This is a genomic window from Fontisphaera persica (genome assembly GCF_024832785.1).
Taxonomy (GTDB): Bacteria; Verrucomicrobiota; Verrucomicrobiia; order Limisphaerales; family Fontisphaeraceae; genus Fontisphaera; species Fontisphaera persica.
Genome location: NZ_CP116615.1, coordinates 4,669,535 through 4,690,726, shown reverse-complemented (window position 1 = coordinate 4,690,726; position 21,192 = coordinate 4,669,535). Strand labels below are relative to the sequence as shown.

Genomic DNA, 21,192 nt, shown 5'->3' with positions numbered 1-21,192 from the left:
ATGAAATTTTTGGGCCGGTCCTGTAAGATGGGCCGGGCTGCAATACCATGTACCGCCTGTTGCTCATAGATGACGAGGCTGATGTGCAGTACTCGTTTCGCCGGTTGTTTGAAGGGCCGGAAATCGAGGTGGCCACCGCCTCCAGCGGCGAGGAAGGCCTGCGCCTCATTCCCCGAATCAAACCCGACCTCGTCCTCATGGACGTGCGCATGGCGGGCATGAGCGGACTGGAAACCCTCCGCCGCCTGCGCCAGACCGATGCCCGCCTGCCGGTCATCATCATGACCGCCTACGGCACCACCCAGACCGCCATCGAAGCGATGAAACTGGGGGCTTACGATTATTTGCTCAAGCCGTTTGACGTCCCCAAACTCAAAGAGGTGGTGGCGGCCGCCCTGCGCGCTTCACAGGCCATGCGGCAAACGGTCACTCTGGAGACCGCACTTTCGGCCGAAGATGTGGCCACCGGCATGGTGGGCCGCAGCGCCGCCATGCAGGAGGTGTTCAAGCTCATCGGCCAACTCGCCGCCTCTGATGCCACCGTGCTCATCACCGGCGAAAGCGGCACCGGCAAAGAGCTGGCCGCCCGCGCCATTTACAGCCACAGCCGGCGCGCCCAGCAGCCGTTTCTGGCCATCAACTGCGCCGCCATCCCGGAAACGCTGCTGGAAAGCGAACTCTTCGGCCATGAAAAAGGCGCCTTCACCGGCGCCACCACCCAGCGCATCGGCAAGTTTGAGCAATGCCACGGCGGCACCCTGTTCCTGGATGAAATCGGCGACATGAGCCCCGCCACCCAAACCAAAATCCTGCGCGTGTTGCAATCCGGCGAGTTTGAGCGCGTGGGCGGCAATCAGACGGTCAAGGTGGATGTGCGCGTCATCGCCGCCACCAACCGCCCGCTCGAGCAAGCCGTGGCGGAAAAAAAGTTCAGGGAAGATTTGTTCTATCGCCTGAATGTGGTGCGGCTGCACCTGCCGCCGCTGCGCGAGCGCAAGGAGGATTTGCCCCTGCTGGTCGAGTTTTTCCTGCGCAAACTGGCCCGCGCTTCCGGCCGCCCGCGGCCGGGCGTCGCGCCGCAAACCCTGGCGCTCCTCACACGGCACGACTGGCCGGGCAACGTGCGTGAGCTGGAAAACGTCATGCACCGCGCCCTGGTGGTTGCCAAGGGCGACACCCTCTTGCCGGAGGACCTGCCCGCCGAATTGCGCGGCGCCGCCCCCTCCCAGACCGTAACCCCCGCCGCCCTGCCCCATGCCGCTGCTCCCCCGGCGCCCGCCGCCCCCCCGCCCGCGCCCGCCACCGGCGACATCGCAGCGCTGGTGCAGGGGCTGTTTGAATGGGCGCGCCAGGACCCCCGGCGCCGCTTGCTGCCGGCCGTGGAGCGCGAGCTGGTGCTGCAGGCCCTGCGCGAAACCGGCGGCAACCAGGTGCAGGCGGCCCGGCTGCTGGGCATGACCAGGGCCACCTTGCGCAAACGGATTGAGCGCTACGGCATCCGCCGGCAAATATCCGTCCAATGACAATAAAAACGCGGGGCTGATGTCTCAGCCCCGCGTGGCGCAGGGGGTTTCCCTGGTTCCTCAAAAACAGGCGGATTAATAATCCATATCACCGCCCATGCCGCCATGACCGCCACCGGCCGGTTTCTTTTCCTTTTCCGGAATCTCGGTCACGAGGCATTCCGTGGTCAGCAACAGGCCGGCAATCGAAGCCGCGTTCTGCAGCGCGGTGCGGGTGACCTTCTTGGGATCCACCACCCCCGCCTTCACGAGGTCTTCGTACACGCCCGTGGCCACGTTGTAACCTTCGTTACCCTTGCGGCGCTTGACTTCCTCGACCACCACTTCGCCCTGCACCCCGGCGTTGTCCGCCAGCGCGCGCAGCGGGTACTCGACGGCGCGTTTGACGATGTCCACGCCAATCTGCTCGTCCTCATTGTCGCCCTTGACCGCGGCAATGGCGGCCTGGCAGCGAATGAGCGCCACGCCACCACCGGCCACGATGCCTTCCTCCACCGCGGCGCGGGTCGCATGCAGCGCGTCCTCCACGCGGGCCTTCTTCTCCTTCATCTCGGTCTCGGTCGCGGCGCCGACATTGATGACGGCCACGCCACCGGCCAGCTTGGCCAGGCGCTCCTGCAATTTCTCGCGGTCGTAGTCCGAGGTGGTCTCCTCGATCTGGCGGCGAATCTGGTTCACCCGGCCCTGGATGTCCGCGGTCTTGCCGCAGCCTTCCACAATCGTCGTGTTCTCCTTGTCCACCACCACGCTCTTGGCGCGGCCGAGGTCGGAGATCTCCACATTCTCCAGCTTGATGCCCAGGTCTTCGCTGATGAACTTGCCGCCCGTCAGGATGGCAATGTCCTCGCACATGGCCTTGCGGCGATCGCCAAAGCCCGGCGCCTTCACCGCGCAGACGTTGAGTACGCCCCGCAGCTTGTTCACCACCAGCGTGGCCAGCGCTTCACCTTCCACTTCCTCCGCGATGATCAACAGCGGCTTGCCGACCTTGGCCACTTTCTCCAACAGCGGCAACAGGTCCTTCAGGCTGCTGATCTTCTTCTCATACACGAGGATGTACGGATCCTCGAGCTTGCACTCCATGGTCTCCGCGTTGGTCACGAAGTAGGGCGACAGATACCCCTTGTCAAACTGCATGCCTTCCACCACTTCGAGCGTGGTTTCGATGGACTTGGCCTCCTCGACAGTGATGGTGCCGTCCTTGCCCACCTTGTCCATGGCATCGGCGATGATTTCGCCAATGGCCGTGTCCCAGTTGGCCGATACCGTCGCCACCTGCTTGATTTCCTCTTTGTCCTTCACCTTCTTGGCAATCTTGTCGAGCTGCTGCACCGCCGCGTCCACAGCCTTGGCAATGCCGCGCTGGATGCCAATGGGGTTGCCCCCCGCGGTGACGAACTTCAGGCCTTCGCGATAAATCGCCTCGGCCAGAATCGTCGCCGTGGTCGTGCCGTCGCCCGCGGTGTCGCTGGTCTTGCTGGCGACTTCCCGCACCATCTGGGCGCCCATGTTTTCAAACGGGCACTCCAGCTCGATTTCCTTGGCCACGGTCACACCGTCCTTGGTGACGGTGGGCGAGCCAAATTTCTTGTCCAGCACCACGTTGCGGCCCTTGGGGCCGAGCGTGGCCGTGACGGCCTTGGAGAGCTTGGTGACACCCCGGAGGATGGCCTGCCGGGCTTGATCGTCAAACAGAAGTTGTTTTGCTGCCATAGTCGGTTTGCTTACGGGTTAAGGTTCGGATTGATTCAGGGAGTTATTCCAAAACGGCAAGGATGTCGTCCGAATTCAGGATCTTGTATTCCTTGTCGTCCAGCTTGATTTCCGTCCCGCCATACTTGCTGGTCAGGACGTGATCGCCCACTTTGACCTCAAAGGGGATTTTCTTGCCGTTGTCATCGGTTTTGCCGGTGCCCAGGGCCACGACCACCGCTTCCATCGGTTTTTCCTTGGCGGTGTCGGGGATGATGATCCCGCCCTTTTTCACTTCTTTCTCTTCCACCGGTTCCACCAGAACACGGTCCCCGAGAGGTTTCACTTTGACTGCCATAATGTTTGTTTTCGGTTTTGGTTGACTGCTTGTTGTTCAGGGTTCTTGAAACAACTCCCACCGCACCCGCGGGGGAAATCAGAATGCCGCCCGTCCCACCCGGCCTGCGCTGCCCCTGCACCCCGCGCGCGCGTCCGGGTGGAACGGGCGAAATTTATTTCTTCTTCTCGTCCACCACTTCGGCGTCAATGATGGTCTCGCCCGGCTTCTCATTCGCGCTGCCGCTGCCGCCGCCACCGCGCGTTTCCGCGCCCGCGGCGCCCGCCGCCCCGGCCTTCATCCGCTCGGCCCCGGCCGTCTTGTACACCTCCGACCACGCCGCGGAGCTGGCCTCGATGACCTTCTCCAGCGCCTGCCGGATGGCCGCCGTGTCCTTGCCCTTCAAGGCGTCCTTCAACGTATTGACCGCCGACTCGATTTTCGCCTTCTCGCCCGCCGGAATCTTGTCCCCATGCTCGCGCAACATTTTTTCCGTGCGATAGATGGTGGAGTCGGCCTCGTTGCGCGCCTCCACCTCCTCGCGCCGGCGGCGGTCCTCCTCCGCATGCAGCTCGGCCTCCCGGCGCATGCGCTCCACCTCTTCCTTGTTCAAGCCGCTGCTGGGCGTGATTTTGATGCTGTGCTGTTTGCCGGTGCCCAAATCCTTGGCGCTCACGCTGAGGATGCCGTTGGCGTCAATGTCAAACGTAACCTCAATCTGTGGCACGCCCCGCGGAGCCGGCGGAATGTCCACCAGGTCAAACTGCCCCAGCAGCTTGTTGTCGTCGAACATGGGCCGCTCGCCCTGCGCCACCCGGATGGTGACCGCCGGCTGGTTGTCCGAAGCCGTGCTGAAAATCTCGCTCTTGCGCGTGGGTATGGTGGTGTTGCGCTCAATCATCTTGGTGAACACCTTGCCCATGGTCTCAATCCCCAGGGACAGCGGCGTCACATCCAGCAGCAACACATCCTTCACCTCGCCCTTGAGCACGCCGCCCTGAATGGCCGCGCCCACCGCCACCACCTCGTCCGGGTTCACCCCCTGGTGCGGAGTCTTGTTCACCAGCCGCCGGGCCGTCTCCACCACCCGCGGCATGCGGGTCATGCCCCCCACCAGCACCAGCTCATCCACCTGTTCCGGCGTGATGCCTGCATCCTTGAAACAGTTGCGCACCGGCACCACCGTACGCTCAAACAAATCATCACACAACTGCTCCATCTTCGCCCGCGTCAGCTTCATGCTGATGTGCTTCGGCCCGGAGGCATCGGCGGTGATGAACGGCAGGTTGATTTCGTACTCCTGCGCGCTCGACAACGCAATCTTGGCCTTCTCCGCCTCTTCTTTGATGCGCTGCAAGGCATCCGGCTGCTTGCGCAGGTCTATGCCATGCTCGCGTTTGAAATTATCCAGCACCCAGTCCATGATGCGGTTGTCCCAGTCGTCACCGCCCAGGTGGGTGTCGCCATTGGTGGCCTTCACCTCAAACACCCCGTCCCCAATCTCCAGCACCGAAATGTCAAACGTGCCGCCCCCCAGGTCATACACCGCAATCCGCTCATCCTTCTTCTTGTCCAGACCGTAGGCCAGCGAGGCAGCGGTCGGCTCGTTGATGATGCGCAATACCTCCAGGCCGGCAATGCGCCCGGCGTCCTTGGTGGCCTGCCGCTGCGAGTCATTGAAATACGCCGGCACCGTGATTACTGCCTGCGTGATTGGCTCGCCCAAACGCATTTCGGCGTCCGCTTTCAACTTGGCCAAAATCATGGCCGAAATCTCCGGCGGGCTGAACGTCCGCGGCTTGCCCTCCACCTCCACCTCCACGTGGGCGTCGCCGTTGGCCGCCCGCACCACCTTGTACGGCACCCGCTTGATTTCTTCCTGCACCTCGTCGTACTTCCGCCCCATGAAGCGCTTGATGGAGAAAATCGTATTGCGCGGGTTGGTGACCGCCTGCCGCTTGGCCGCCTCGCCCACCAAACGCTCGCCCGATTTTGTAAAAGCCACCACCGAGGGCGTCGTCCGTTTGCCCTCGCTGTTTTCCAAAACCACCGGCTCCCCGCCTTCCATCACCGCCATGCAGGAGTTGGTGGTTCCCAAGTCAATTCCCAAAACTTTTGCCATAGTCAACCTATGTTAAATCCACCCTCTCCCAAGCAATCACGGTGCCATCACCGCAATTTCTTTTATGTTGCTGATAATGAACAACTTGGAGCATTTAATGGCTGGCTGTCCATTCCTTGAAACCCATTAAAGTGTGTCAATTTGGCGCTTCACCTGCATTTTTTGGCACAGTTCTCCCTTCCACTCTTCTTCCTCCAAATCCAAAGGACTTGATTGAAGCAGGTGAACCCGGCCCGCCCCTCCGCGTCATGCGAAAACTTTTCCGCTTCCCCACTCCCCGTCGGCTCGCTTCAAGGCTGAATCATCTCTTCCGCGTGGCGGCGCGCTGCCGTCCCCCCGCCCAACATTCGGGTCAACTCCTCAATGCGTCCTTTTTTATCGAGGCGTTCGATGCGCGTCACCGTGCGTCCCCCCACAGTCTCCTTGGTTACCCGGTAATGGTGCGTGGCGGCGGCCGCCACTTGCGGAAGATGGGTAATGCACAAGACCTGATGCCGGCGGGCAATATGGGCCATTTTCTCACCCACCGCCCGGGCCGTCTCGCCACCCACATTGGCGTCCACTTCATCAAAAACCAGCACCGGCACCCGGTCCTCCTCCGCCAGCACCGTTTTAATGGCCAGCATCACCCGCGCCATTTCCCCGCTGGAGGCAATGGCCCGCAGCGGCCGCGGCGGTTCCCCCGGGTTGGGAGCGAATAAAAACTCCACCGTGTCAAGCCCGCTCAACGTCGCCGCCTCCACGGCCTCCCCAGTGGCCAGCGTGGCTTCCAGGCGGCTTTCCTTGAAGCCCAAATCCTTGAGCTGAGCCGCCACCGCCCGGCACAGGCGGGGAATGCTTTGTTGCCGCAGGCGCGTCAACTCCGCCCCGGCGCGTTTCAACGCCTTCTCCACCTCCGCCAGCTCACGCTGCAGGCGCTCCAGCTCCACGTCGCGCTGCTCAAGCTGTTGCAACTCCTGCGCGGCCTGCCGGCCAAACTCGAGGATTTGCTCCACCGTGGCGCCATATTTGCGGCGCAGGGAGTGCAGCAGGTTGACCCGCTCCTCCAGCTCCTGCAACCGCCCCGGGTCCAAATCGAGATGGTCCGCGTAATGCCGCAGCTCCCGTTGCAGCTCCTGCAACCGCTCCACCGCCTCCTGATGGGCCACAGCGAGCGGCGCGGCGGTGGCATCCAGCCGCTGCAATTCCTGCAAGGCGCGGCCCACCGCTCCCAGCCGCGAGAGCGCCGCTTCATCGCTCTCCGCCAGCGCCTCCAGCGCCCCCTGGGCCAGCTCGGCCAGGCGGGCGGCATTGCTGGCGCGGGCATGCTCGGCGGCCAGGGTTTCCTCTTCGCCAGGCTGCAGGCGGGCAGCGGTGATTTCGCGGACTTGATGGCGCAGCAAATCCAGGCGCTGGGCATAAGTGCGTTCATCCACAATGAGCGCCGCCCGGGCCGACAACAGCTCCTGGCGGCGCCGCAAAGCCTCGGCAAACGCCTGCCGCTGTGGCTCCAACCGGCCAAAGGCGTCCAGCAATTCAAGCTGCCGGGCCGGATGCAACAGCGACTGATGATCATGCGGGCCGTGAATGTCCACCAACCATTGGCCCAGCTCAGCCAGTATGGCCAGGGCGGCGGGCGAGCCGTTGATGAACTGGCGGTTGGCGCCGGCAGCGGTAAACACCCGCTTGAGCAGCAGTTCCCCGCCTTCACAAGGTTCCAGGCCATTTTCCTCCAGCAATGCCTTGAGGGGGGCGCGCAGTTGGCCCACTTCAAACACCGCCTCCACCACGCACTGCTCGCAGCCCGCGCGCAGGAGTGTGCGGTCCGCCCGCTCCCCCAGCACCAGATTAAGCGCGCCTATGAGCATGGATTTGCCGGCGCCGGTCTCGCCAGTAATCACCGTCAGCCCGGGCGCCAGCTCGAGGGTGAGCTCCTCGACCAGCGCCAGATTTTTAATGCGCAACGTGGTGAGCATCCTGAAATGACGCCGGGATTGTGCGCGGACACTCCGCGGTTGGAAAAGGAAAAAATGTAAAGCGGCGCCCGGGCGCCCCCTCATGCTGTGCGGCCAGTGGACCGCTCCACCGGCTCCAGCTTACCGCCGCACGCGCTCCACAAACCGCGCCATGCGCCGCATGGCCTCCTCAATCTGCTCCAGGGACGTCGCAAAGCAACAGCGCACGAACCCCTCCCCCGTCGGCCCAAAAGCGCCGCCGGGCACGCATGCCACCTTTTCCTCCTGCAACAAGCGCACGGCAAACTCCTTGCTGCTCAAGCCCGTGCTGCGAATGCACGGAAAAGCATAAAACGAACCCCGCGGCAAATGGCAGCTCAGCCCCATGTCGTTGAGCGCCTTGACAATGACATTCCGCCGCAGGCGGTATTGCTCCCGCATCCGCTCGGTGTCCCCGCGCCCATGCAGAATTGCCTCAATGGCCGCCTCCTGGCTGATGATGCTCGCGCACAGCATGGAGTACTGATGAATCTTCATCATCGCCTCAATCAACTCCGCCGGGCCGCAGGCATAACCAATCCGAAAACCGGTCATCGCATACGCCTTGGAAAAACCATGCAGGAAAATCGTGCGCTCCTCCATCCCCGGCAGCGCGGCAATGCTGACGTGCTCGCCCTCAAAGGTCAGCTCCGAATAAATCTCGTCCGTCAACACCACCAGATTATGGCGGCAGGCCACTTCGGCTATCTTCAACAATTCCTCCCGCGTCATCGTCCCCCCGGTGGGGTTGGTGGGAAAATTCAGGATTAACACCTTGCTGCGCGGCGTAATGGCCCGCTCAATGGCCTCCGCTGTCACCGAAAAACCATCCTCCGGACGGCACGACACCGCCACCGGCACCCCATACGCCAAAACGATGCTCGGCGAATAGCTCACATAACAAGGCTCATGGTAAATGACCTCATCGCCCGGATTTACCAGCGCGCGCAGCGCCAAATCCATCGCCTCGCTCACTCCCACGGCAATGAGAATTTGCGTTTGCGGCTGGTACTTCACCCCAAACCGCTCCGCCAGATGCTCCGCCAGCACGGCGCGCAAGCGCGGCAGCCCCAGATTCGAGGTGTACGTCGTGCGCCCCTTCTCCAGCGCGTAAATGGCAGCCTCCCGTATGTGCCACGGCGTGACAAAATCCGGTTCGCCCACCCCCAGGGAAATCACATCCTTCATCCCCTGGACGATGTCAAAAAAATCGCGAATGCCCGAGCGCGGTATGCTGCGCACGTGGCTCGCGACAAAACGCTGTGCTTCAAAGGTTGCCATAGTCCCACCGCCCTGCTTTCCGGCGGTGTGGGCGCAGTAGAAACAACTGGCCGCAATTCTGCAATCTTAAATCGCGCCCCAGCCTGAACCCCCTTCACCGCGGGCCTTCCCCCGGCACCCTTTGACAGCAAAATATTTGGCGCTACTTTTCGCCGGCTTAACTCAAGCATTAATATTATTTATGGTCAGCAGTACACGGCAGGGCTTTCTTTTCGCTGGTTTATTATCCACCACCCTCGTAACCCTCCTCCACGCCCAAACCTGGCAGGACATCACCCCCAACGTCCCCGGCCCCTTGTCCATGGGCAACCACCGCCCCATGGACACCGACGGCCAGCGGCTTTATGTGCTGGGCACAACCGGCGTCTATGTCTCAGCCGATAATGGAGCCACTTTCCAGCCCTTGAACACCGTGCAGGATGCCACCTACTCACTGACCAATATCGGGCACCGTTTCATCAAATACGTCAACGGCTTCGTATGGTTGGGCTCGGACCCCGGCAGCCGCGCGGTGAACGAAGGTTTTGCCACGCTCCACCGCCTCACGCCCGGGCAATCCGTGTGGGTGAAAAGCTCCAGCGGCTTTCCTCTCCTCACCACGGGCAATCAGGCCGACGACATCACCTACGACCCTGCCACCGGCACTTATTACGTGGCCGCCGCCATTGGGGGCGCCATGGTTTCCACCAACGGCGCCGACTGGCAGCAGCGCACCAACGGACTGGGCGGCATTGGCCTGCCCTGCACCGTGGTGGCCGCCAATGGCACCGCTTTCTTCCTGCGCCCCCTGGCCACCATCCATCGCAGCACCAACCAGGGACAGTCCTGGTCACCCCTGACCTCCTACCCAGGCGGCGCCAGTTTCCTTTACTACCACCGCGGACGGCTGCTGCTGGCCCCAGGCGATTTCGTTTATTACTCGGACGACAGCGGAGCAACCTGGAAATCCCATACCGGCCTCAAAGGCGGCCGGGCCAACGACATTTCCGGTGACGGCAACCTGCTCTTCGCCGCGGCGGGTCTGGGCTATTTCGGCGCCGACAACCTCAAATTTTCCGCCACCGACGGACTTACCTGGGACCCGCTGCCCACCAATGGCCTGGCCGTCACGGTGTTGGATAGTCGCATCGTCCGGCTGGGAGATTACCTTTTTCTGCATGTGCCCGGCCCACAAAAACTGTATCGCTTGAACATCGCCGGGATGGATTTCACCCCCACCACCCAAATCGCCCATCACCCCCCCACCAACGTCAACCTCATCGCCGGCCAGCCGCTGTCGCTTTCCGTGACGGCGGGCGGCGTGAATCTCTCCTACCAATGGCAGCGAAATGGCGTGAATATTCCCGACGCCACCAGCGCGGTTTATTCCGTGGCCCCCGCCGCCACCAATGACAGCGGCAGCTACCGCGTCATGGTCACCGGCAGCCGCGGCGTGGTGACCAGCACGGTGGCCAATGTCACTGTGGTTTTGCGTGAGGAAGGCCGCAGGGACATCACCTACCCTTCACTCAACCTCGGCGGGCAGTTGCAACTGCTGCCCAATGGCGAGCTGCTGGTTTTTAATAACAACGCGTTTTACCGCCTCAGCCCGGAGGGCGCCACCCTGGCCAGCCGCACCGTCAGCGGCGTGAACACTTTTACCAGCTTCAGCCTGCGGGACAGCAGCAACCGCGTGTTGCTGGTCAGTGGCTCGCCCCAGCGTCTGTGGCGCATTCTTCCCGACACCCTCGCCAATGACCCCACCTTCAACCAAATGACCGCCAACGGCACCATCCGCACCGTCACCGAATGGCCGGGCCGCGGTTATTTTGTGGGGGGTGACTTCACCGCCGTCACCAACGCGGGCATCAGCACCAACACCGCCTGGTATCTGGTGTTAATCAACTACGCCGGCGTGGTGGAAACCGCTTTTAATTTCCTCACCAACGGCCCCAATTCTTCCATCTACAACGTCGCCGTAGCCTCCGGCACCAATCTCTTTGTGCACGGCGCCTTCACCGCCTGGTCAGGCACCCAACTTTACCAAAACAGCGGGCTGGTGAAATTGACGCCGACATTGACCCGTGACCCAGCCTTCGCCCCCACCGCCCCCCTCACCGATGGCACCACCAAATTCTACTCCCTGCCGCCCGATAAAATCCTGGCTCTGGTGGGCAATAACACCGCCTACCCCACCATGCTCACGGCCCAGGGCGTCGTGGACACCAATTTTAATCCCGCCAACCTCAGATTTAATTCTTTTGTCAACGGCATGGCCCTCGGCGAAAGCAACAAGCTTTACTTCGGCGGCACTTTCTCCCGGTACGGCACCAACAACAACGCCGGCTACCTGCGCCTGCTTCCCAACGGCCAGGAAGACCTGTCTTTTGTGAACAACACCGGCTCGGGCAACGTTATCAGCCTGGCCTATGACCCCCGCGGCTATCTCTACCTCACCACCTCCTCCCAGCCCCGCGGCCCTCACCGCCTCTTTGCCGGTGTCAGCCAGCCGGCCTCCACGGGCGGCTTTGCCGAGTGGGTCACCCAATTCGGCCTGGCCCAAGCCCATCAGGCCGCCGGCGCCGACGCCGACGGCGACGGCATCCCCAACATCTTTGAATACTACTTTGGCAGCAACCCCTCCGATGCCGCCTCCGGCAACCGGCCCACAGCCGCCCACGTGCAGGTGGGCGCGGAAAAGTTTCCAGCCATTTCGTTCGTGCGGCAAAGGGGAACCACAGGGGTAACCCTGTCTGCCCAGATTTCTGCAACACCCACCTTCAATCAACTACTCGGGGCGCCAGTGGAAACCGTTTTCGACCTGGGCGGCGGCAGGGAGCGCGTGTTCTTGCGCTCACCCGTCAGTGCCACCGCGCAGCCCGTCCAATTCCTGCGCATCCGGCTTGAAATGCCCTGAGCCCTCAACCGCCAGCCTTGGACACCTGAGCCAAAGCGGCTGTCCGCCCACCAACAGGTTGGAAGAACCACTTCTCCGCCTGAGGCTCAGCTTGCGCTCGCTCAACTGCTCCCAATCGCTATCCCTGCCCGTATCGGCCAGGCATGGTTCCGGGCAGGTCCGCCAGCCGCTCCCCTTCACTCCCCTGGCGATGGAGGAGGGCGTTCTTTCCGGCACTTTACGCAAGACAATCTTTTGGCATTTGTGATAAATAGCATGTAAATTAGAGCGCGCTGCCCCCGCCATGAGGCCCGGGGCAGGCTGAAGTTTGAGCATGAAGCGTTTCTTACTGGCGTTATGCCTCCTATGGGCGGTATGTCCCCTCCGGGCTGCCGATGACCTCTCGGTTTTAGGACAAGCCGAGACCAATCACGTGCCGCGTTTGCCCGGCCCGGATGACCGGCTCATTTGCCGGCTCACCGCCACCCTCCTGGAGCGGATGCACTACGCCCAAAAACCCTTCGACCAGGAAATCGCCGCCAAATTCCTCGACCGCTACCTCGACGCCCTGGACCCCCAGCGCATGTTGTTCCTCCAATCCGACGTCGAGGAATTCTCCAAATACCGCCGCACCCTGCACCACCTGACCAAGGTGCTGGGCGATTCCATGCCGGCGGAAATCATCTATGCGCGGTTTCTGGACCGCGTCGTGCAGCAGGCGCTCTATGTAACCAACCTGCTGGCCACCGAAAAGTTTGTTTTTGACACCCAGGAACGCTTCAACCCCAACCGCCGCGAAGCCGAACGCCCCAAGGACATGCAGGAAGCCCAGGCCCTGTGGCGCACCCGCCTGCGGTGGGAGTATTTGAATGAAAAGCTTGCCAAAAAATCACCCGAAGAAATCCAGAAAACCATCCTGCGCCGCTACGCCCGGCAGGTGCGTACCTTGAGCGAACTGGAAACCCAGGAAGTCTTGCAGATTTACCTCTCCTCCCTGGCTCATGTCTATGACCCGCACTCCGAATACATGAGCAAGTCCACCCTGGAAAACTTTAACATTAACATGAAGCTGGCGCTCTTTGGCATCGGCGCCGTGCTCAGCATGGAGGATGGTTATTGCACCATCCAATCCCTCAGCCCCGGCGGGCCGGCGGAGCGCTCCGGCCAAATCAAGCCCAAGGACCGCATCGTCATGGTGGCCCAGGGCACCAATGACTTTGTGGACGTCGTGGACATGAAACTTAACAAGGTCGTCGAGATGATTCGCGGCCCCAAGGATACCGTCGTCCGCCTGGTAATCCTTCCCGCCAACACCTCCGACAGCTCCGCCCGCAAAGAAGTCACCCTCGTCCGCAAGGAAATCAAGCTGGAGGACGCCGAAGCCAAGGCCAAAATCTTCGAGCTGCCCGCCGCCAACGGCCAGTCCAGCATCCGCGTGGGCGTCATTGACCTGCCCTCCTTCTATGCCGACATGACCGACCGTTCCGCCGGCCACAAAAGCACCACCTCCGACGTCGCCAAGCTGCTCAAAAAATTAACCCAGGAAAAAGTCGCCGGCGTCATCATGGATTTGCGCCGCAATGGAGGCGGCTCCTTGGAAGAAGCCATCAACCTCACCGGCCTCTTCATCAAGGAGGGCCCTGTCGTCCAGGTTAAAGACCCCGACGGCACCATCACCGTGGACAAGGATACCGACCCCGCCGTCGCCTACGACGGTCCCCTGGTCATCCTGACCAGCCGCTTCAGCGCCTCCGCCTCGGAGATTTTTGCCGGCGCTCTGCAAGATTATGGGCGCGCCGTGGTGGTGGGCGATTCCTCCACCCACGGCAAGGGGACCGTCCAAACCGTGCAGGAGCTGAACCGCTTCGCCCGCACCACCAATTCGCTCGGCGCGCTCAAATTCACCATCCGCAAGTTCTATCGCGCCAGCGGCTCCTCCACCCAGCTCAAGGGCATCATCCCCGACATCATTCTGCCCTCGGTCAATAATCACGCCGAAGTGGGCGAGGCATCCATCCCTGGCGCCATGTCCTGGGACACCATCCCCCCCGCCAAGTTTGACCCCGTGAACCTGGTCAGCCCCTACCTCACCGAGTTGCGCCGCCGCAGCGAGGAGCGCACCGCCAAAGACCCCGACTTCGTTTGGATTCGCCAGGAATCCGACCGCTTCCTCAAGCTCAAACAGGATAAAACCGTATCCCTGAACGAAGCGGAACGGCTCAAGGAGCGCGCCGACCAGGAAGCACGGAACGCCGCCCGCAAAAAAGAACTCAAGGCCCGTCCGGCTCCCGATTACAAAGTGTACGAATTAACCCTCAAATTGGCCGACCAGCCCGGCCTGCCTCCGCCAATGGCGGTGACCAACCTCCTGGCGTCAGCTTCCAACAAGCCCCCCGCCAGCGCCACGGTCGAGGTGAGCGAGGACGACGCGGACGCCGACAAGGATGAGCCCGTGCCCAACGTGGACCCGCATCTCAACGAAGCCCGTCGCATTTTGCTGGACCTCATCAATTTACTGGGCAAGGAAAAAGCCATCGCCAGCAAAACGGGGCGCGAATAACTCGCCAGCCTGGCCACCGCCGGCGATGGTTTTTTGATTAACCGAAGTCTGGTGCCAACCCGCCCTGCCCGGTCGAGGGCCGCAGGCGCGCAAGGGCATGGCGCCGCACTCAGCGGAAGTCACTGAATACGCCACCATCGCCCTGACTCCTCCGCTCTTCCAACCGCCTAAGTTGAACCCTGCGGATGGCGTCAGAAGGGTTGGCGGTCAGGAGTTTTGCCCCGTGGTTTTGGCCGCGGGCTTCTTGTCCTTCGACTTGGCGGGCGGAATGGCCGAAGCGGGACTTACCTTCACCCCGCCCTGCGGGCTAAGCGTCAGGCGCGTGTTTTTATCCACCTTGGGAAGGTTTTTCTTCAGCCGCTGCGGGTCCACCACGTTTAATCGCGCCTCCAGCGCCTGCGCGTCATCCCACAAACGGAGCAATTCATCCCGCTCATACTTCAACCGGGCCATGTCCGCCTGCCAGTGGGATTTTTGCTCCTCCAGCGCGGCCAGTTGTTTCTCCAGCACCGGCACCCGGCTGTTACCCTCCCCCAGTTGCGCAATCAGCCGGCTCATCTGCAGCGCCTGCTCCTGAAGCTTGCTTTCCAATTCGGCAATGCGCAAATCGCGCTTGGGCACCTCGGTTTGCGCGGCAATGAGCTGCTTTTGCTGGTCCGCCAAATGCGCGCGCAATTCCACCACCCGGTTGGAATATTGATGCACCGTGTGGGTCAGGTTGGTGACCTCCAGCTCCAGCACCTTCACCATCTGTTCAAAATGGTTGAGCTTCATGCTGACCTCGGTCAACTGATTGGAAACGGCCGCTGCGTCCTTGCGCGCCGCTTCCAGCGCGCTGTTATCCGGCTCGGCGGTCTTGTTGCAGCCGGTGAACCAAACACAGCCGGTGACGGCCAGGGTGAGGGCGATGATTTTTTTCATGCGACAATTCAATGAGGGTCTTCTGTTTCAGGATTTCACAACGGGCGTTGGCTTCACGGCGCGGGCGGCGTGGACGGCGCTCCCTGCGCCAGGGTTTTCAGCTCCTCCAGCGTGGCCGAGGCGGGGGTGTACCGCACCAAAAACTGGCGGATTTTCTGCTGGCAGCTCCGGCTGATGTTGCGCTCAATGGCGTAGTTGACACCCCGCAAGCGCAACTTCGCCTCCCGCGCATTGGCCAGTTGCACCAGCACCTCCGGACTCACCTTGTACAAGGTGGACACAAACTCGCGGCGGCCCTGAAACGCCGGACTGTTGGTGGGGGTCAATCCATACCGCTGCCCATCCAGCACCAGAATGAGATTCTCCCCGGGGGCCAGCGTGAAATCCGGCGGCGGCGTCAATTCAGTAAATAAATAGTGGTCGTGAATCACCCGCGTGACCGGCGTGACCACCACGTTGGTCCGGGCGGTCACCGCGTAATTCGTGACGGCCGTCACCGTCACAATGGTTTCATTCCGAATGGTCTGATTCGTCGCCACGGTCACCGCCAGATTGCCAAACGTGGCCGTCAACTGATGATTGTGCGTCACGCTCGATTGCAAATTCAGCGTGGTGACCGATTGGTCCTTGCCCGTATTCACCGTCAAATACTGGTCGGTCGTCCGCGTGAGGGAGGTGTTCGTGCTCAGCCCCTGGGGCGGCGGCGCCTGCACAATCACCGCGGTGGGGTCATTCGTGTCCACCGGCAGCGGCGGAGCCACCGGCGTCAGTTGGTTGGTGGAAAGGTTGGCCTGCAAATTCGTCACGCTGTTGATGGAATAATTGGTGAGATAGGTGACCACCTGGTTGGTCTGGTAGAGCACCACCACGTTGGTTTCGGCCGTGATCACCCGCGTTTCCCGCCGCGCATTGAGACAGAGTATGGTCCGCTGCAGCGGAGCGCGCGACACGTTGTTGCCCACCATCTGGGCGACTTTCACCTGCTCGAAGGGATCATTCCAGGCGCTGGACTTCTTCTCAAAAACCGCGCAGCCGGCCAGCCCCACCACGGCTGCAGTCAAAATAAACACTTTTTGCATCAAATCCCTACTGCCACGCGCCCATGGGGGTGTCAAAAAATAAACGGCGGTTCACGAAGATTTTGCGCTCCTGTAACGCCTCAGCCACGCGCCAGTCATGCGGTTGTCACATATCCGGCAGGCGCGGTGCATAGACACGCCAACGCCGAAATTTTTGTGCTTGTCTGAGGCAGGCCAACCCCTGCCGGAAACTTGCAAAATTGTAACGTGGCCGCCGTTGCGCTGTCACAGGCTGGTTCAAGAATTACATCGTGCGGCCGGCGGGTCTTGGCCCCGCCTGCCGCGCCGCCGACAACATCAACACGCAAGATGACACGACTGATTTATGGCTGAATTGATGACCACACCGCTGCTGGCCAATGCCTTGCAGTTCGCCTTTGAAAAAGCCACCACCGAAGGGAAAATCACCATTACCATGCTGGTTTTGGTTTCACTGTTCAGTTGGACCGTAATCATCCGCAAGGCCCGCCAGCTCTACCTGGCCCGCAAATGGACCAAACGCTTCTTCAGCGCCTACCGGGCCACTCGCGACCCCCTTGAGCTGTATCAGAAACAGCAGGACTTCAGCGGCTCGCCCGCCTATGAAGTGTACTTCACCGGCGCGGAGGAACTGAGCTACCACCTCAAGCACAATCCGGTCATGGTCAAGGGGCGCACCAAAATCAGCAACGCCAGTTTTGAATCCGTCAAAGTGGCCCTCGAGCGCGCCGTCAGCGCCCAGGCGCTGTCTCTGGAAAAAGGCATGATTATCCTCAGCACCGCCGTGGCCGGCGGCCCCTTCATCGGCCTGCTCGGCACTGTATGGGGCGTCATGGAAACCTTCTCCGGCATCGCCAAAGTGCAGGCGGCCAGCCTCATTGCCATGGCCCCTGGCGTGGCCGGCGCGCTGATTGCCACCGTGGTGGGCCTCTTTGTCGCCATCCCGGCCATGTTCGCTTACAACTACATGGTCACCACCATCCGCGCCATCACCCAGGAGCTGGACAACTACGTCACCGAATATGCCACCGCCATCGAGCACGTGTACGTGGACAACCGCCCCGTCTCCGAGGAAATCGCCGACGCCCTCAGCAAGCTGAAATTGCGGGACACGGAAACCCCACGCGAGGAGCTGGCGCCGCACAACCTTTAATCCCACCCCGTCCAGTTCATGCATCGCAGGTGAAGTCCTATGAAGAAGTATTCAGAGAACAAGCATCACACGCTGAGCGAGCTGAACATCACGCCGCTGCTGGACCTGGCTTTCGTGCTGCTGGTCATCTTCATCATCACCACCGCCCCGCCGGTGAATGACATCAACATCTCCCTGCCCACCGCCGCCGGCCGGCCCAAGGAAGCCCCCTCCAAGGCCAATTACATCACCGTGGACCGCTCCGGCAACATCTTCCTCAACACCGTCCCCATGAACCTCGACCAGTTGCTCAAGACCCTGGTGGATTTCCGCAAGGTGGACCCCGACCTCAACGTGGTGGTGCGCGGCGACTCCCGCATCAACTACCAGAAGATCATTGACGTGTTGGACGTCCTGGTGTCCGCCAAAATTGAAAAGGTGGGCCTGGCCACCGAAACTTACGGCCAGCAATAACCCCCTGCATGAATTTTCCTCCTGGCAAGCCTCGCGGCCGCGGTTCGCTCCAGACCCACGCCGCCCCCTGCAGGAACATCCCTGCCCTCTAGCGCATGTCCCAAGCACGCAAACCCCGCCGCGACCGGACCAGCCTGATTATCTCGGCCGTACTCCACGCCATCATCATTGCCGGCGTGGGGTACTGGATGCACACCACCGGCCGGCTGGAAGCGTTGAAGGAAACCATTCTTAAACTGGCCCAGGGCGAAAAGCAGGAAAAGCCCGTCAAGGAAATCAAGGCCATCCAGCCCAAAGTCCAGCAACGCCAGGCCCCGCTCCCGAAAATCAATGAAGGCTTGCCTCCGCCCCCCAGCAGCGGCGGCACCCGCCGCGCCGTGGCCGCCGACGCCCCCGAAGCCGTGGGCGGCGGCACTTTTTTTGCCGACACCCGCACGCAGGGCGAAGGCCCCTCCACCGGCACCGGCCGCCCCACCACCGCCGCCGCGCCCAGCAACCCGCCCCCGCGCCTCGTCGTGGCGCCGCCCCCTCCGCCGCCACCCAAGCCCTCGTTTGCGCCGCCACCCAGGGCCACCATCAAGCAACTGCTGATGGAGCGCGCCAAAGAGGCAGCCGCCACAGAAGCGGTGGGCACCGAGCAAATCTCCAAAACCGGCTCCTCCGATGCCGGCGCCATTGTCACCAAAGTTTCGGGCGCCACCATTGTGGAAGGCAAATTTGCCGTCATCCGCGGCCTCAGCGACCGCTACGTGACCACCACCTTCAACGGCGGCGAAATCCCCTCCGCCGACCCCTACCGCCGCTCGGCCTCGCTCGACCTGTTTCCCGCCCAGGTCATTGACCGCGTGGTGGTGGCCAAAACCTTCACCCCGGACCAGCAGGGCGCCTTCACCGGCGGCGGCATCAACATCATCAGCAAATCCTTTCCCGACCGCCCCTTCGCCAATTTCTCCCTCGGCGGCTCCTACAACACCCAGACCACCGGCAACAAAGAATACCTCTCCTACAAGGGCGGCAGTCTGGACTGGCTGGGCATGGACGACGGCACCCGCAAGCTGCCTGCGCCCCTCGATGATTTGAATGTAAAAATCCCCGTGGTGGTGGCCAACACCGGGCCAAACAACCCGTCCAATCCAGCTTATCGCGACCGCATTGCCCAAGCCAACACATTGGACCGCTACACCAAGCTGTTAGGCACGGCGCAATTCGCGCCCGACCGCGGCGAGGCGCCACCGTGGAATCACAATTTTGCGTTTTCTTTTGGCGATACCACCCACTTTTTGGGGCGGCCGCTGGGCGTCTTCGGCAACTGGAACTACCGACATGATTACAGTTTTTACAAGGATGGGATTTCCCGCCGCTACGCGCCCGGCGGCGGAGGGACGTTTCAGGTCTATAAGGACAGCGATGAAGTCCTTTCGCAATCGGTGGTGAACTGGGGCGGCATGGTCAGCCTGGCCAGCCAGTGGCATCCCGACCACGAGCTGGCCTTTAATTTTTTGTACAATCAAAATGGCGTTGATTACGTCCGCTATCAGGAAGGCACCCAGGCCAGCGACCCCGGCGCGGAAATCCACCAAAACCGCCTGCAATTCACCGAGCGCAATTTGCAAACCTTCCAGCTTAAGGGCGCGGACAAGTTTCCCGCGCTGGCCGATTTGAAACTGGACTGGCTGGCCGGAATTTCGCTCACCCGCCAATATGAGCCGGATGTGCGCTTCTTCAATTACCGCTCCGATGGCGGCAGCTTTGCCGTCGGTCTGGCCAGCATTCCCGACCCCAAGGAACCCACGCGCTATTGGCGCAACCTGGACGAGCAGAACAACAATTTGAAGCTGGATTTCACCCTTCCCATTCGGCAGCCCAATGGACGCGAGGGCTTCCTCAAGGCCGGCTGGTTCGCCAGCGCCTCTGACCGCACCTTCACCGAGCGCCAGATTTACTATCCCGATACCATGGGGTTTGACGGCAACCCGAATAATTACCTGCGCGCCGACAACCTCGGTTACATCCGCCCCCCCTCCACCAACCTCGCCACCGGCCGCATCCGCTACGACTGGATGCGTTACCTCGCCACCTACGACAGCAAATACGAAGCCGCCAACCGCATCTATGCCTACTATGCCATGCTCGATTTCCCGGTGAGCAGCCGGTTGCGTCTGGTCGGCGGCGCTCGCATCGAGAGCACCGAAATGGAAGTGGACTCCTACAGCGACGTCGCCATTGCCGGGCGCCGCGACAACAAAAGCAATCTTTCGCAAACCGACCTGCTCCCCGCCGTCGGCCTCATCTACTCCCTCCGCACCAACATGAGCCTGCGCCTCCACTACAGCCAGACCATCGCGCGCCCCTCCTTCCGCGAGCTGGCCGGCTACCGCAGTTATGACCCGCTCCTCGACGTGCTGCTGGATGGCAATCCCAGCCTGCAGATGAGCCTCGCGCAAAATTACGACCTCCGCTGGGAGTGGTTTCCGCGCCCGGGGGAAATCTACAGCGTGAGCTTTTACTACAAACAACTGGAAAATGCCATCGAGCGCATTGCCACTGACAACCTGGCCGACAGCGTGACCTTCATCAACCGCCCCACCGCCACCGTCATGGGCTTCGAGCTGGAGGCACGCAAAAACCTGGATTTCCTCGCGCATGACCTCCGCTACTTCAGCATCGGCGGTAACTTCTCCTACATCCAATCCGAAACCGAGCTGTTTGAATACGAATTCAAGAACAAGCAGCAATACCTCAGCAACGCCAAACGCACCCGCGCGCTCTACGACCAGTCGCCCTACATCCTCAACGCCGACTTGAGCTATGATAACCCGCGCCTGGGCACGAGCGCTTCGCTCATCCTCAGCGCCGCCGGCTCGCGCATCATCGTGGCCAGCCCCGTGGCGGAAGATGTTTATGAACATCCGCCACTAACCCTCGATTTCGTCCTCAGCCAGAAATTGGGACGCAAAGCCACCGTGCGCTTCACCGCCCGCAACCTCCTGGACCCCCCCTACGAGCGCACCTACGGCGACAAAACCGGCAGCGAAGCCCTGTATTATGGCAAATACAAACGCGGCGTGACCTTGGGCCTTTCCTTTTCCTACGATTTCTAAGACGTTTAGCCTGCGCGGCCCGCTCCTGCCTCCGCGCACTTTTCGGTCCACCCCATTTTACGCAATCGTCACCCGCCCGCTATTTGCGCGTCAATTGCCTGCGGCACCCTGCCTTCGTGGTGTTCAAAGACAGCAACGCAAAA

General features: G+C 61.6%; 13 protein-coding genes. 6 read left to right on the top strand and 7 right to left on the bottom strand.

The window, feature by feature from the left end:
• Window positions 1-47 precede the first annotated feature (47 nt).
• Entirely contained in the window at window positions 48-1,523 is a 1,476-nt protein-coding gene (locus NXS98_RS17585; protein WP_283846366.1) for a sigma-54-dependent transcriptional regulator, read from the top strand.
• A 75-nt stretch (window positions 1,524-1,598) separates the two neighbouring features.
• On the opposite strand, the gene groL is transcribed toward NXS98_RS17585, so the two are convergent.
• From groL to NXS98_RS17560, 5 genes are all read right to left on the bottom strand, one after another.
• A complete protein-coding gene (gene groL, locus NXS98_RS17580; RefSeq protein WP_283846365.1) occupies window positions 1,599-3,236 on the bottom strand; it encodes a chaperonin GroEL in 1,638 nt (545 codons plus the stop codon).
• Window positions 3,237-3,279: 43 nt separating this feature from the next.
• On the bottom strand, window positions 3,280-3,573 hold the full coding sequence (locus NXS98_RS17575; RefSeq protein WP_283846364.1) for a co-chaperone GroES: 294 nt from the start codon (window positions 3,571-3,573) through the stop codon (window positions 3,280-3,282).
• Between the two features lie 154 nt (window positions 3,574-3,727).
• Window positions 3,728-5,674 (bottom strand): molecular chaperone DnaK, encoded by a 1,947-nt coding sequence (gene dnaK, locus NXS98_RS17570; protein WP_283846363.1) that lies wholly within the window; start codon window positions 5,672-5,674, stop codon window positions 3,728-3,730.
• A 290-nt stretch (window positions 5,675-5,964) separates the two neighbouring features.
• The gene (gene recN, locus NXS98_RS17565; protein WP_283846362.1) at window positions 5,965-7,629 is read right to left on the bottom strand and encodes a DNA repair protein RecN; all 1,665 of its coding nucleotides are present in this window, start codon (window positions 7,627-7,629) and stop codon (window positions 5,965-5,967) included.
• 120 nt (window positions 7,630-7,749) lie between these two features.
• On the bottom strand, window positions 7,750-8,928 hold the full coding sequence (locus tag NXS98_RS17560) for an aminotransferase class I/II-fold pyridoxal phosphate-dependent enzyme (RefSeq protein ID WP_283846361.1): 1,179 nt from the start codon (window positions 8,926-8,928) through the stop codon (window positions 7,750-7,752).
• A gap of 181 nt (window positions 8,929-9,109) precedes the next feature.
• Between NXS98_RS17560 and NXS98_RS17555 the strand changes: the two genes are divergently transcribed.
• Window positions 9,110-11,824 carry a hypothetical protein gene (locus NXS98_RS17555; protein ID WP_283846360.1) on the top strand — a complete coding sequence of 905 codons (2,715 nt, stop codon included), beginning with the start codon at window positions 9,110-9,112 and terminating at the stop codon, window positions 11,822-11,824.
• A gap of 313 nt (window positions 11,825-12,137) precedes the next feature.
• A complete protein-coding gene (locus tag NXS98_RS17550; RefSeq protein ID WP_283846359.1) occupies window positions 12,138-14,363 on the top strand; it encodes a carboxy terminal-processing peptidase in 2,226 nt (741 codons plus the stop codon).
• A gap of 207 nt (window positions 14,364-14,570) precedes the next feature.
• On the opposite strand, the gene NXS98_RS17545 is transcribed toward NXS98_RS17550, so the two are convergent.
• Both NXS98_RS17545 and NXS98_RS17540 read right to left on the bottom strand, forming a co-directional pair.
• A complete protein-coding gene (locus NXS98_RS17545) occupies window positions 14,571-15,284 on the bottom strand; it encodes a hypothetical protein (protein WP_283846358.1) in 714 nt (237 codons plus the stop codon).
• 53 nt (window positions 15,285-15,337) lie between these two features.
• Complete coding sequence (locus NXS98_RS17540; protein WP_283846357.1) at window positions 15,338-16,345, bottom strand: hypothetical protein; 1,008 nt, start codon at window positions 16,343-16,345, stop codon at window positions 15,338-15,340.
• 343 nt (window positions 16,346-16,688) lie between these two features.
• Between NXS98_RS17540 and NXS98_RS17535 the strand changes: the two genes are divergently transcribed.
• The 3 genes from NXS98_RS17535 (at window position 16,689) to NXS98_RS17525 (ending at window position 21,049) form a co-directional block, all read left to right on the top strand.
• Window positions 16,689-17,495, top strand: a complete 807-nt coding sequence (locus NXS98_RS17535) for a MotA/TolQ/ExbB proton channel family protein (RefSeq protein ID WP_283846356.1) — start codon at window positions 16,689-16,691, stop codon at window positions 17,493-17,495.
• Between the two features lie 39 nt (window positions 17,496-17,534).
• Window positions 17,535-17,948 carry an ExbD/TolR family protein gene (locus tag NXS98_RS17530; RefSeq protein WP_283846355.1) on the top strand — a complete coding sequence of 138 codons (414 nt, stop codon included), beginning with the start codon at window positions 17,535-17,537 and terminating at the stop codon, window positions 17,946-17,948.
• 95 nt (window positions 17,949-18,043) lie between these two features.
• The gene (locus tag NXS98_RS17525; RefSeq protein ID WP_283846354.1) at window positions 18,044-21,049 is read left to right on the top strand and encodes a TonB-dependent receptor domain-containing protein; all 3,006 of its coding nucleotides are present in this window, start codon (window positions 18,044-18,046) and stop codon (window positions 21,047-21,049) included.
• The last annotated feature ends 143 nt before the right edge of the window (window positions 21,050-21,192 follow it).

What these genes read in the sequence shown, in the direction of transcription:
- NXS98_RS17585 (WP_283846366.1), top strand. Translation starts at nt 48, where the DNA reads ATGTACCGCCTGTTGCTCATAGATGACGAGGCTGATGTGCAGTACTCG.
- groL (WP_283846365.1), bottom strand. Translation starts at nt 3,236, where the DNA reads ATGGCAGCAAAACAACTTCTGTTTGACGATCAAGCCCGGCAGGCCATC.
- NXS98_RS17575 (WP_283846364.1), bottom strand. Translation starts at nt 3,573, where the DNA reads ATGGCAGTCAAAGTGAAACCTCTCGGGGACCGTGTTCTGGTGGAACCG.
- dnaK (WP_283846363.1), bottom strand. Translation starts at nt 5,674, where the DNA reads ATGGCAAAAGTTTTGGGAATTGACTTGGGAACCACCAACTCCTGCATG.
- recN (WP_283846362.1), bottom strand. Translation starts at nt 7,629, where the DNA reads ATGCTCACCACGTTGCGCATTAAAAATCTGGCGCTGGTCGAGGAGCTC.
- NXS98_RS17560 (WP_283846361.1), bottom strand. Translation starts at nt 8,928, where the DNA reads ATGGCAACCTTTGAAGCACAGCGTTTTGTCGCGAGCCACGTGCGCAGC.
- NXS98_RS17555 (WP_283846360.1), top strand. Translation starts at nt 9,110, where the DNA reads ATGGTCAGCAGTACACGGCAGGGCTTTCTTTTCGCTGGTTTATTATCC.
- NXS98_RS17550 (WP_283846359.1), top strand. Translation starts at nt 12,138, where the DNA reads ATGAAGCGTTTCTTACTGGCGTTATGCCTCCTATGGGCGGTATGTCCC.
- NXS98_RS17545 (WP_283846358.1), bottom strand. Translation starts at nt 15,284, where the DNA reads ATGAAAAAAATCATCGCCCTCACCCTGGCCGTCACCGGCTGTGTTTGG.
- NXS98_RS17535 (WP_283846356.1), top strand. Translation starts at nt 16,689, where the DNA reads ATGGCTGAATTGATGACCACACCGCTGCTGGCCAATGCCTTGCAGTTC.
- NXS98_RS17530 (WP_283846355.1), top strand. Translation starts at nt 17,535, where the DNA reads ATGAAGAAGTATTCAGAGAACAAGCATCACACGCTGAGCGAGCTGAAC.
- NXS98_RS17525 (WP_283846354.1), top strand. Translation starts at nt 18,044, where the DNA reads ATGTCCCAAGCACGCAAACCCCGCCGCGACCGGACCAGCCTGATTATC.